Raw genomic sequence first — 12,636 nt, 5'->3', positions numbered from 1 at the left:
AGATAAAAATGATGTTAATACCTCAACTTTTTAAACGCAGCGCTCTTGCCACAATGGTGAGTCTGGCTTGTCTGTCTCCGGTATCGCAGGCACAAACAGCAACGTCAAACCAGTTGGTACTTGAATCAGCGACGATGGATTTGAAGGCAGATCCTTGCACACAGTTTTATGAATACGCAAATGGGCTATGGTTGAAAAATAATCCTATCCCAGCAGACCGTTCGCGTTACAGCGCTTTTGACGAGGTGACTGAGCGCAATATGATTGCCTTGAAAAAGATCGCGGAAACAGCGGCGGCGGGTCACGATCAACACCGCGTAGCGCAGCTGGTTGGTGCGTTTTACGCCAGCGGCATGAATGAAGTGCAGATCGAAAAAGAGGGAATTCATCCACTGGATGCAACACTGGCGCAAATATATGCCATCCGCGATAAGCAGCAGCTCATTTCCATGATCGCTGCGTTGCACAAGCAGGGTGTGAATCCACTGTTTGGTTTTACGATTGATCAGGACGCAAAAAATGCGAGCCGCTACATTCCTCAATTGATGCAAGGTGGTCTGGGCTTACCGGATCGTGATTACTATCTGAAAACCGATGCAAAAACGAAAGAAATCCGCGCTAAATATCTGTCCTACATGACGCAGATGTTTGGCTTTCTGGGCGATACATCTGACGTCGCAGCAAAAAATGCGGCAGATGTACTGGCGCTGGAAACCCGTCTCGCCAAAGCGTCTCTGACCAAGGTTGAGCTGCGTGATCCGCAGGCCAGCTATCATTTGTCCGACCTGGCCGGGCTGCAGAAAGTGGCGAAAGCGACGCCGTGGACCAGCTATTTTTCAGGTGTGGGTTTAACGCAGCCGGGTCAGATCAATATCGCTCATCCAAAATTTTTTGCGGAAGCAGACCGTCTGCTTGACAGTGTTCCCCTCGATCAGTGGAAGACCTATCTGCGTTGGGAATTACTGAATACGCGGGCATCGGCACTCAATTCTGCGCTGGTCAATGCGCATTTTGATTTTTACGGCAAAACTCTGGCCGGGACGAAAGAGCTGCAACCGCGCTGGAAACGAGTGCTGGCAAGCATTGATGCCCACGCCGGCGAGGCCATGGGGGAGCTGTATGTGGCGCAGTTCTTTAGTCCCGAAGCAAAAGCCGGTGTGCAGGAAATGGTGACGAACATCAAGGCGGCGATGCGCGATAGTATCAGTAAGCTGGAATGGATGTCGGATGTGACCAAGCAGCAATCGTATAAAAAACTCGATATGGTGATGGTGAAAATCGGCTACCCCGATGTCTGGCGCGATTACTCTGGCTTGCAGATCGACAAGGGCTCGTATGCCGACAATATCGCGCGCGCTTCTGAATTTGAATTCAAGCGTGTGCTGGCAAAATTAGGTAAACCTATCGACCGTAACGAATGGGGCATGACGCCGCAAACGGTGAACGCCTATTACAACCCGACCATGAATGAAATGGTTTTCCCGGCTGGGATACTGCAACCGCCGCTGTACCATGTGAATGCTGATCCGGCAGCGAATTACGGCAATACCGGCGCGACGATAGGGCATGAACTGACGCATGGTTTTGATGATGAAGGGCGGCAGTTCGATGCACAGGGAAATCTGAAAAGCTGGTGGACGCCGCAGGATGAGAAAAAATTCCTGTTGCGCGCCAAGGCCATTGAGCGTCAGTTCGATGAATTTAATCCTATCGATCAGTTGCACATTAACGGCAAGCTGACGGCTGGTGAAAATATCGCCGATCTGGGCGGTTTGAAAATCGCGTTACAAGCCTTACGTCAATCGCTGAAGACCAAACCGCAGGCCGCAGAAATTGACGGACTGACGCCGGATCAGCGTTTTTTTGTGGCGAATGCCCAAAGTTTCCGCAGCCTGATTCGTGATGAAATGTTACGCATGAAATTGGCAACAGACCCGCATGCACCGGACAAATACCGCGTCATTGCGCCGCTGGCAAACATGCCCGAATTTGCGGAGGCATTCCAATGTAAGGGCGATCGTTCGCCATTGCGTCAGGGCGCGAAGCGCGTGAACATCTGGTAACAGCGTATACTGTCGCCTTTGCTGTGATCCCAACGCCGGTTTCGCCCACAGCGCAACCGGCGTTTTTTATCCTCAATTTCCCTGAAAAACAGGGGGTATATGCCAAAATTAGCCTATTGTCAGCATAAACAATGGGCCTTTTTATATACCCCGGGGAGTATATTTTGATGCCGGAACGCCTTCCAGCGCGCTTCCGGCGATAGGCAGAGAATGATGGAAGCTACCAAAGTCGTTGAATTTGAACGTCCTTTAATGGAAGAAGGCAGCAGTTGTGTCGCCAATGCGTGGGCCAAAGTGCCGGATATGCCGACACCGGAAGAAAAAATCGCCCTGAAAAACCGTATCCGTGCCTTGCTGAAAGAAAAGCAGGCGGTACTGGTGGCGCATTACTATGTGGATGCGGACTTGCAGGATCTGGCCGAAGAAACCGGCGGTTGCGTCTCGGATTCGCTGGAAATGGCACGTTTTGGCCGTGATCATGAAGCCAAAACCCTGATCGTGGCCGGTGTGCGCTTCATGGGTGAAACCGCCAAAATCCTGAGCCCGGAAAAAACGATCCTGATGCCGGATCTGGATGCGACCTGTTCGCTGGATCTGGGCTGTGATGCGAATGAATTCGCGGCATTCTGCGATGTCCATCCTGACCGCACCGTGGTGGTGTACGCCAACACCAGCGCCGCCGTTAAAGCACGCGCCGACTGGATGGTGACTTCCAGCATCGGTCTGGACATCGTGCGCCACCTGCATGCACAAGGCAAAAAAATTCTGTGGGCACCGGACAAACATCTGGGTAGCTACATTCAGAAAGAAACCGGCGCTGACATGCTGCTGTGGCAGGGTTCCTGTCTGGTACATGATGAATTCAAAGGCGTGGAACTGGATGTGATGAAGGCGGAATATCCAAACGCCAAAGTTCTGGTGCATCCGGAATCGCCAGCGTCTGTAGTGGCACAGGCCGACGTGGTTGGTTCCACTTCGCAACTGATTCATGCCGCGCAAACCATGGATGCGCAGGAATTCATCGTCGCCACCGACAACGGCATTCTCCACAAAATGCAAATGGCTGCGCCTGGCAAACGCTTTATCGTTGCGCCGACTGCCGGCAACAGTGCTACCTGTAAGAGCTGTGCGCATTGCCCGTGGATGGCGATGAATGGCTTGCGTAATCTGCTGCACGTGCTGGAAAACAGCGATCATGAAATTCATGTTGATCCTGTGGTCGGGCAAAAAGCGCGCGTCTGCATTGACCGCATGCTGGATTTTGCGGCGGCAAAAAAAGCCAATGTGCGCCCATCCTCCGATCTGGCAAAAGAAGCCCGCTTATTTTCCGGCATTGGTCCGGCTTAACTGAACTCCGCTCAGGATTTTTTACTCATGCCTAGTAATCTGAAAAACTCCCATTCGCCGTTTGACGCCGATCTGCAAAAAGCGTTTGAACGCAATATCCGCGATGCACTGGCCGAAGATGTCGGTGCCGCCGACCTGACTGGTTTGCTGGTGCCTGCCGATGAGGTGGTGCAGGCGCAGGTGATAGTGCGCGAAGATGCCATTCTGTGCGGTGCGCCATGGTTCGATGCCGTGATGACGACGCTGGATACCTCTATCGAAGTGGACTGGCAATACGCGGAAGGCGATGCGATGAAGGCCAATACCGTGGTTTGTAAAATCAAGGCGCCAGCCCGCGCTTTGCTGACAGCCGAACGTTCTGCCCTGAATTTCCTGCAGTTGTTGTCCGCAGTGGCAACGGCGACCAGCAAGTATGTCGCCATCATTGCCGGCACGAAAGCGGCGATTCTCGATACGCGCAAGACCTTGCCAGGACTGCGTCTGGCGCAAAAATATGCGGTACGCGTTGGCGGTGGAAAAAACCAGCGTCTGGCTTTGTATGACGGCATTTTGATCAAGGAAAATCATATTGCGGCTGCCGGCGGTGTTGTTGCGGCTATGCAGCAGGCACTGAACCTGAATGCGGGCGTCAGCATACAGATAGAAGTGGAAACGCTGGAGCAATTGCAGACGGCATTGCAAGCCGGTGCGACGTCGATTTTGTTGGATAACTTCAATACCGACATGATGCGTGAAGCGGTGGCGATCAATGCTGGACGTGCTTTACTGGAAGCGTCCGGTGGCATCGATCATGTTACCGTTCGTGCGATTGCTGAAACTGGTGTTGACCGTATTTCCATCGGCAGCCTGACTAAGGATATCAAGGCGACGGATTATTCCTTACGGATTATCTGAGCGCGGACTTTTTTCTTTCTTTTCCGTATAAAGCAATGCCGCCAGAGCCCGCATGGATATTGGGCTGTGGCGGCATTGTTTTTTGCCATTTTCGTGATTCTTGATTGTGTTGTATCGCCTGATGCTTACTTTTTGCGCTTTGGTGTCAGCACTGTTGGTAAGGCCTTTGGCAAGGTGTCGGGATAATCGCGACTGAAATGCAGGCCGCGACTTTCGCGGCGAGACAATGCGCTGTTGACGATGAGTGAGGCGACTTCAACCAGATTGCGCAATTCCAGTAAGTGATTGGAAATGCGGAAGTTGGCGTAATACTCGTCGATTTCCTCTTTCAGCAAACGTATCCTGTGCTTCGCGCGCTCCAGCCGTTTGGTGGTGCGCACGATGCCGACGTAATTCCACATAAAGCGGCGTAATTCATCCCAGTTGTGGGCGATCACGACTTCTTCATCTGCGTCAGAGACACGGCTTTCATCCCAGTCTGGTAAGGCAATCGGTGTAATTCTTTCCTGACTTTCTATGTGTTTTGCCGCAGCGCGGCCAACGACCAGACATTCCAGCAGGGAATTGCTGGCAAGGCGATTTGCTCCATGCAGGCCGGTGTAAGCCGTTTCGCCGACTGCATATAAACCGTGCAGATCGGTTCTGCCATCGGTGTCGGTGACAATGCCGCCACAGGTGAAATGCACCGCTGGCACGACAGGAATACCTTGTTTGGTAATGTCGATACCGAGTTCCAGACAGCGAGCATAAATCGTCGGAAAATGTTCCTTCAAAAATTCCGGCGGTTGATGGCTGATGTCGAGCTCTACATAATCGAGACCGCGTTTTTTCATTTCAAAGTCGATCGCCCGCGCCACGACATCACGTGGTGCCAGTTCCAGACGCTCATCGTGATCAGCCATGAAACGCTTGCCAGCTGCCGCACCTGCTTCGGCTGGTAATTTTAAAATGCCGCCTTCGCCACGTACCGCTTCCGTGATCAGGAAAGATTTGGCAAACGGGTGATACAGGCAGGTCGGATGAAACTGTATGAATTCCATATTGCCGACGCGGCAGCCTGCGCGCCATGCCATGGCTATCCCGTCGCCAGTCGCCGTATCCGGATTCGTGGTGTACAGATAAACCTTACCTGCGCCGCCGGTTGCCATCACGGTGTGCTGGGCCGCAAAGGTATCGACTTTGCCGGTTTTGACATCCTGTACATACAGGCCAAGACAGCGTGGTGTTGAGGATGTATCGCCGAGCTTGGCAGAAGTGATGACGTCAATCGCGTAATGATGTTCAAACAGCGATATGTTGGGGTGATTGCGGACCTTTTGTTCTAGTGTCACCTGTACCGCATGCCCAGTCGCATCGGCTGCGTGGATGATGCGACGCTGGCTATGACCACCTTCGCGCGTCAGGTGGAAGCCGAGTTCCGCTTCATCGTCGCGGGTGAACGGCACGCCTTGTTCTATCAGCCAGTCAATTGCTTCACGCCCATGCTCAACAATATAACGGGTTGCTCCTTCGTCACACAGGCCGCCCCCAGCGATCAGTGTGTCTGAAATATGCTGGTCATGACTGTCATGCGAATCCAGTACGGCGGCAATGCCTCCCTGTGCCCAGTTGCTGGCACCGTCCAGTAACTCGCGTTTGGAGATGATGGCGACTTTTCTTGTTTGTGCCAGATGCAGGGCGACGGACAATCCGGCCAGACCACTGCCAACGATGACTACATCAAAATTCTTCATAAGCTGCTTTGTAAAAACACGGTCTTGCTGTTGCGCCGCCGCTAAGATGATGTCGCGGTGAACGTGCTGACAGACCTGCGTTTATTGAAATGATTTACTTTATTATGACAGGTCTTACTTTGCCTGCGGCTTCTTTGGCCAGACGGCGAGCTGTATCGGTGTCGCCCGCTGCTGCCAATGCCACGCCCATGCGTCGGCGGGTAAAAGATTCTGGTTTTCCGAACAGACGGATATCTGTTCCGGGAACTTGTAATGCCGCCGCAACGCCTTCAAATGCGATGCCTTTTGCTTCGTGCTGACCATAAATTACTGCTGATGCCGCTGGTGTGCGCAAGGCGACATTGACTGGCAATCCGAGTATGGCTTTGGCATGCAGTTCAAATTCATTCTGTACCTGACTCGACATGGTGACCATCCCGGTGTCATGAGGGCGCGGGCTGACTTCGGAGAACCAGACCATGTCGTTTTTGACGAATAATTCAACGCCAAATAAGCCGAGACCGCCAAGGTCGTCAGTGATTTTTTTTGCGATATCACGTGCGCGTTGCAGTGCCATTGGATGCATCGCCTGTGGCTGCCAGGATTCGACATAATCACCTTGTACTTGAACGTGGCCGATAGGCTCACAGAAATGCGTCTGAATTTCGCCATTGTCGCCGACTGCACGCACGGTCAGTTGTGTGATCTCGTAGTCGAAATCGATGAAGCCCTCAACGATGACGCGACCTGCATTCACGCGCCCGCCTGCTGCAGCGTAGTTCCATGCAGTTTCGACGTCGGCGGCGCTGTCGAGTTTCGATTGCCCTTTGCCGGAAGACGACATGACTGGTTTAACGATGCAGGGAAAACCAATTTCAGTGCATGCAGCGCGCAACTCTTCCAAACTGTCGGCAAAACGATAGGGGGATGTCGCCAGTCCCAGTGTTTCAGCTGCAAGGCGGCGTATGCCTTCGCGATTCATTGTCAGCCACGCTGCGCGCGCTGTCGGAATTACCTGTACTTTGCCGGCATTTTCCAGTTCAACCAGCATCGGCGTGGCGATGGCTTCGATTTCAGGAACGACCAGATCAGGCCGTTCTACGTCAATCAGAGTCGCCAGCGCAGCGCCGTCTGTCATATCGATGACGTAAGCGCGATGCGCTACCTGATGGCCAGGTGCATTTTCGTAGCGATCCACCGCAATCACTTCCACCCCTAATCTTTGCAGTGAAATGATGACTTCTTTTCCCAGTTCACCGGAACCCAGTAGCATAACCTTGGTTGCAGAAGGGGAGAGTGGTGTACCGATGGTTTGAATTGGTTTCATATTGATGTCAGAGAGTTTGATGTGAATTCTGTTTTCGCTACGTGCGTGCGGTATTCGTTTAATTGATGGCCTGCATGTTCGCGCTAATTTGCTGTAAATTTGAACTCAGCAAGGATGTATGTGCGAAATTATACTGAGTAAAGTTAAACTTAATCTTTAAGATTGTGATGAAAGCGTGTAAAACCGCTTGACACAAGGCTTTGCGGCTTGTTTTAATACCGGATGCAGATTTCCTGCTTGCCGTGATAGATGCGAGACTGAGAAACAATCGAATACATCGTCGCGAAATTCAAATTTTTGTGAGGGGGCTTTAAGTGAATAAAACTGAGTTGATCGATCATATTGCGAAAACAGCGGATATTTCAAAAGCGGCTTCTTCCCGCGCCCTGGACGCTTTGATCGGTGCGGTAAAAACAACGCTGAAGAAAAACGGTACAGTCACATTGGTTGGCTTTGGCACATTCTCTGTCGGTAAACGTGCTGCGAGAACCGGCCGCAATCCGCGCACTGGCGATGCAATTAAAATCAAGGCTGCCAAGGTTCCTAAATTTAAACCTGGCAAAGCATTGAAAGATGCTGTAAACTAATGTTTTTTCGCGGCGCTGTTTTATGTTGACTAACGGCGACGTGAATGTAAGTTTTAGGTGCGGGCGCTTAGCTCAGTTGGTAGAGCGGAGCCCTTACAAGGCTTAGGTCGGGAGTTCGAGCCTCTCAGCGCCCACCAGTAAATTTGCAATAGTAGTAAAAAGGAGTGGTAGTTCAGTTGGTTAGAATACCGGCCTGTCACGCCGGGGGTCGCGGGTTCGAGCCCCGTCCGCTCCGCCAGAAAACTGAAAAGGCGAACGAAAGTTCGCCTTTTTTTATATTTGCAATTTTGTGATTGTTATTCTTCGTCATACGATAGGTTGAACATGTTTGAATTTATTCGTACCCATCAGCGCTTAATGCAATTTTTATTGTTGCTGATCATTTTCCCTTCGTTCGCCTTTTTTGGTATCGAAAGTTATACCCGGTCGCAAGCGACTGCAGGTGCAACAGTGGCGACTGTCGCCGGGCAGGCAGTAACGCAGCAGGAACTGGATCTTGCATTGCGTGAGCAGTTGGATAAATTCCGTCAAAGCTATGGCCCTCAGTTTGATCCTAAAATGATGAATACGCCAGAAATGAAAAAAAGTGTTCTGGATGAATTGATTGCGCGTAAAGCGGTGGCTGCCGAAATTAAAAACAGCAAACTGACTGTGACCGATCAGACCTTGCAGCAACAGATTCTTGCTTTGCCGGGTCTGGTCAAGGCGGATGGTAGTTTTGATAGGGAGCGTTATCTGAATTATCTTGCCTCTCAGGGGATGACTCAGGCAGTGTTTGATCAGCGTATGCGTCAGGATCTGGCGGTTGAGCAGTTAGCGGGTGCCGTGCAGAACACGAGTTTTATTCCTAAGACTGTGGTGGATCGTATCGCGCAGATCAGTGAGCAGGAGCGTGAAGTTCAGGTGCTGAACTTTAAAGCAGCTGATTTTACTTCGCAGGTAAAAGTCACTGATGAAATGGTGAAAGCTTATTACGATAAAAATGCTGCTCAGTTTGAAATTCCTGAGTCAATCAAGGCTGAATATGTTGTCTTGAATAATGATGTATTGCAGGCGCAGGTGACTGTGTCCGATGCGGACGTGCAGGAGTTTTATAAGAGTAATGCCAAAGCTTACAGTGTTGAAGAGCAACGCCGCGCCAGCCATATTCTGATCACAGCAAAAAAAGAAGCAAGTGATGCTGAAAAAGCGAAGGCAAAAGCGAAGGCTGAGTCATTGTTAGCAGAAGTTCGCAAAAATCCTGCTTCATTCGCAAAGCTGGCAAAAGAAAATTCTCAGGATCCAGGCTCAGCAGAGCGTGGTGGTGATCTTGACTTTTTCGGTAAGGGCGCAATGGTGAAACCATTTGAGGATGCTGCATACAAGCTCAAAAAAGGTGAGATCAGTGATTTGGTGCAGTCTGATTTTGGCTTTCATATTATTCAGCTGACTGATGTAAAGCCTGCGATGGTCAAACCTCTGGAAGAGGTGCGCGCGCAGATTACTGCTGATATTAAAAAACAGAAAGCAGCAAAAGCTTATGCTGAGGCAGCGGAAACATTCGGTAACATGGTGTACGAGCAGGCGGATAGTCTGAAGCCGGTTGCGGATAAGCTCAAACTCAAAATAGAAGTGGTGGACGGATTGACGCGTGAGCCGAACAAGGCTCTTCCAGCTTCCGTATTGACAAACAATGCTAAATTTCTGACGGCAATTTTTTCTGATGGTGCTGTGAAGAAAAAGCACAACACAGAAGCTATTGAGGTTGCACCAAATACGATGATTGCAGGTCGTATTCTCGAATACAAAGCAGCGAGCAAACGTCCGTTGGAGGAAGTCAGACCGGCGATTGTTGCAAAACTTACCCAGTCTGAGGCTGAGCTGCTCGCCGAAAAAGAAGGTAAGGCGAAGCTGGCTGCATTGAAAGCAACAGATTCAGTTAATGGATTTTCTGACGTTAAAGTTATATCTCGTGCCAAGCCACAGGATATTCCTGCGCAGGCAGTTATTCAGATCATGAAGGCGGATACGCAAAAATTGCCAGCTTACGTTGGCGTTGCTCTTGGTAATGCGGGTTATAGTGTCTTCCGTATTTCCAAAGTGACAGCAGGTGTTCCCGACGCAGCAAAACGGGCTTCAGATGCGCAACAGATTGCAAGCATGCAATCGCAGCAAGACTTGCTGGCTTACATAGAATTGTTGAAGAAAAAGGCGAAAGTCAGCGTCAATAAAGCAGCAATCGCCGCATCTGCGCAAGTAATCCAGTAATCAAAAAAATCTGACCACAAAACGGTGCCATCACGGCGCCGTTTTTTTTGCGCAAACCGTTAATCGGCGTTATTCTTGAGGCTGTTGTGAATAGCATGAAGCAGGCGCGGATTCCGGTAATATTTGATATGTATCAATGTAGTTGTGCAGTGCGGTTGTTATTCTTTCAGTGTATTTTTACAACAGAGTGAGATCATGACGATAACTAAAGAAAACTCATACAACTATCGGGTTGTACGCCAATTTTCTGTCATGGCTGTGGTTTGGGGAATAGTCGGCATGCTTGTGGGCGTGGTGATTGCTACTCAACTGGCCTTTCCAGAATTTTTAACAGGGATACCTTGGCTTAGCTATGGGCGGTTGCGACCCTTGCATACTAATGCAGTGATTTTTGCGTTTGGCGGATGCGCGCTGATGGCGACGTCTTATTATGTAGTGCAGCGTACTTCCAATGTACGCTTGTTTTCTGATGGTCTGGCTGAGTTTACTTTCTGGGGTTGGCAACTGGTGATCGTTGCAGCTGCAGTTTCTCTGCCTTTGGGTTTCACCCAAGGTAAAGAATACGCAGAGCTGGAGTGGCCGATTGACTTGTTGATCGCCGTCGTCTGGGTTGCTTACGCGATCGTCTTCTTCGGTACGCTGGCTAAACGTAAAGTGGAACATATTTATGTCGCAAACTGGTTTTACGGCGCGTTCATTCTCGCCGTCGCAGTGTTGCATATCGTAAATAGTGCTGCACTGCCAGTGTCACTGACTAAATCCTACTCGGCTTATGCTGGTGTGCAGGATGCGATGGTTCAGTGGTGGTACGGTCATAATGCGGTTGGTTTCTTCCTGACTGCAGGCTTCTTGGGCATGATGTACTATTTCGTTCCTAAGCAAATCGAGCGCCCTGTGTACTCCTATCGTTTGTCGATTGTCCACTTCTGGGCATTGATTTTCACTTATATGTGGGCGGGTCCGCATCATCTGCACTACACCGCGCTGCCTGACTGGGCACAATCCATCGGTATGGTGTTCTCCCTGATTTTGCTGGCTCCTTCATGGGGTGGTATGGTTAACGGCATTATGACTTTGTCCGGTGCCTGGAGCAAATTGCGTTCCGATCCTATCCTGCGTTTCCTGATTGTGTCTCTGTCCTTCTACGGTATGTCGACATTTGAAGGTCCTATGATGGCGATCAAAACTGTGAATGCCTTGTCGCACTATACTGACTGGACAGTTGGTCACGTTCACTCTGGCGCTTTAGGTTGGGTTGGCTTTATTTCCATCGGTAGTTTGTATTACCTGGTTCCACGTTTGTTCGGACAGACACAAATGTACAGTAAGCGTTTGATCGAGATTCATTTCTGGGTTGCGACTATCGGCGTTGTCCTGTACATCGCATCTATGTGGATCGCTGGTGTGATGCAAGGTCTGATGTGGCGTGCAGTGAATGAAGACGGAACTCTGACTTACTCTTTCGTTGAGTCTGTCAAAGCGACATTCCCATACTATGTCATCCGTTTAACAGGTGGTTTAATGTATCTGAGTGGCATGATTATCATGGCTTACAACGTTGCAAAAACACTGATGGCTGCGAAACCAGTGAATAACGCAATTCCAGCGTTGTCTGCTAATTCCGCTCATGCTTAAATCAACAGGAGAAATTTGATGCGTAATTTTACTCATGATCTGATTGAGCGTAACGTAGGCCTGCTGCTGGTGCTGACTATTCTGACGATCAGTGTTGGCGGTCTGGTTGAGATTGTTCCGCTGTTCTTTCAGAAATCGACCACGCAACCTGTTCAGGGAATGCAGCCTTATACACCGTTGCAACTGGCAGGGCGTGATATTTATCTGCGCGAAGGTTGCTACGGCTGCCATTCTCAGATGATCCGTCCTTTCCGTGCTGAGACTGAACGTTACGGACATTATTCCGTTGCAGGTGAGTCTGTCTATGATCACCCTTTCCAATGGGGTAGTAAGCGTACTGGTCCTGATCTGGCTCGCGTTGGCGGTCGTTACAGCGACAACTGGCACCGTGATCACTTGAATGATCCACGTTCGGTTGTTGTTGAATCGAATATGCCTGCGTATCCATGGTTGGCAAAAACACCTCTTGATCCGAACAGCATCGTTCCAAAAATGACTGCGATGAAGACTCTGGGGGTTCCATACACTGATGAGCAGATCAAGGCAGGTCCGGCAGATCTGGCAAACAAATCTGAACAAGATGCTTTGATCGCATATTTGCAAGTTCTTGGAACAGCGATTAAAAATAAAAACTAAAGAGTGGCTCCTTGGGTTATCACTTTTTGAAAGGGTAAATTATGAATTTCACGATCCTGAGCAGTGTGGTGACGGTGATTAGCCTGTTTGTCTTCCTGGGCATCGTCTACTGGGCGTTTAGTTCCGGTAACAAGGAGCGCTTCGAAAAACTGGCTCGCTTGCCAATTGATAATGAGAATGGAAAATAG

At 50.1% G+C, this 12,636-nt stretch carries 10 protein-coding genes and 2 tRNA genes; 10 read left to right on the top strand and 2 right to left on the bottom strand.

What is annotated here, in order from left to right; genetic code table 11:
• Positions 1-8: 8 nt before the first annotated feature.
• From ACPAOP_RS07925 to nadC, 3 genes are all read left to right on the top strand, one after another.
• Positions 9-2,063, top strand: coding sequence for a M13 family metallopeptidase (locus ACPAOP_RS07925; protein ID WP_423709870.1), 2,055 nt, complete (start codon positions 9-11; stop codon positions 2,061-2,063).
• Between the two features lie 213 nt (positions 2,064-2,276).
• Positions 2,277-3,410 (top strand): quinolinate synthase NadA, encoded by a 1,134-nt coding sequence (gene nadA / locus ACPAOP_RS07920; protein WP_423709869.1) that lies wholly within the window; start codon positions 2,277-2,279, stop codon positions 3,408-3,410.
• Positions 3,411-3,437: 27 nt separating this feature from the next.
• Positions 3,438-4,304, top strand: coding sequence for a carboxylating nicotinate-nucleotide diphosphorylase (nadC, locus tag ACPAOP_RS07915; RefSeq protein ID WP_423709868.1), 867 nt, complete (start codon positions 3,438-3,440; stop codon positions 4,302-4,304).
• Positions 4,305-4,429: 125 nt separating this feature from the next.
• Here the strand turns inward: nadC and nadB are convergent, their stop codons facing one another.
• Both nadB and purT read right to left on the bottom strand, forming a co-directional pair.
• Positions 4,430-6,037 (bottom strand): L-aspartate oxidase, encoded by a 1,608-nt coding sequence (gene nadB / locus ACPAOP_RS07910; RefSeq protein ID WP_423679447.1) that lies wholly within the window; start codon positions 6,035-6,037, stop codon positions 4,430-4,432.
• Positions 6,038-6,131: 94 nt separating this feature from the next.
• The gene (gene purT, locus ACPAOP_RS07905) at positions 6,132-7,343 is read right to left on the bottom strand and encodes a formate-dependent phosphoribosylglycinamide formyltransferase (protein ID WP_423709867.1); all 1,212 of its coding nucleotides are present in this window, start codon (positions 7,341-7,343) and stop codon (positions 6,132-6,134) included.
• A 314-nt stretch (positions 7,344-7,657) separates the two neighbouring features.
• Here purT and ACPAOP_RS07900 point away from each other — a divergent pair, with 314 nt between their 5' ends.
• The 7 genes from ACPAOP_RS07900 (at position 7,658) to ACPAOP_RS07870 (ending at position 12,636) form a co-directional block, all read left to right on the top strand.
• Complete coding sequence (locus tag ACPAOP_RS07900) at positions 7,658-7,930, top strand: HU family DNA-binding protein (protein ID WP_423679449.1); 273 nt, start codon at positions 7,658-7,660, stop codon at positions 7,928-7,930.
• A gap of 61 nt (positions 7,931-7,991) precedes the next feature.
• Positions 7,992-8,067 (top strand) — tRNA-Val (locus tag ACPAOP_RS07895).
• Between the two features lie 24 nt (positions 8,068-8,091).
• A tRNA-Asp gene (locus ACPAOP_RS07890) sits at positions 8,092-8,168 on the top strand.
• 86 nt (positions 8,169-8,254) lie between these two features.
• A complete protein-coding gene (locus ACPAOP_RS07885; RefSeq protein ID WP_423709991.1) occupies positions 8,255-10,177 on the top strand; it encodes a SurA N-terminal domain-containing protein in 1,923 nt (640 codons plus the stop codon).
• A 195-nt stretch (positions 10,178-10,372) separates the two neighbouring features.
• On the top strand, positions 10,373-11,812 hold the full coding sequence (gene ccoN / locus ACPAOP_RS07880) for a cytochrome-c oxidase, cbb3-type subunit I (RefSeq protein ID WP_423679451.1): 1,440 nt from the start codon (positions 10,373-10,375) through the stop codon (positions 11,810-11,812).
• An 18-nt stretch (positions 11,813-11,830) separates the two neighbouring features.
• On the top strand, positions 11,831-12,448 hold the full coding sequence (ccoO, locus tag ACPAOP_RS07875) for a cytochrome-c oxidase, cbb3-type subunit II (protein ID WP_423679452.1): 618 nt from the start codon (positions 11,831-11,833) through the stop codon (positions 12,446-12,448).
• Between the two features lie 41 nt (positions 12,449-12,489).
• Complete coding sequence (locus tag ACPAOP_RS07870; protein WP_162018315.1) at positions 12,490-12,636, top strand: cbb3-type cytochrome oxidase subunit 3; 147 nt, start codon at positions 12,490-12,492, stop codon at positions 12,634-12,636.

The sequence above is a fragment of the Undibacterium sp. WLX3042 genome (assembly GCF_049544825.1).
GTDB lineage: Bacteria > Pseudomonadota > Gammaproteobacteria > Burkholderiales > Burkholderiaceae_D > Undibacterium.
The sequence above is the reverse complement of the archived record's forward strand: the minus strand, read 5'-3'. Positions and strand labels throughout refer to the sequence as shown.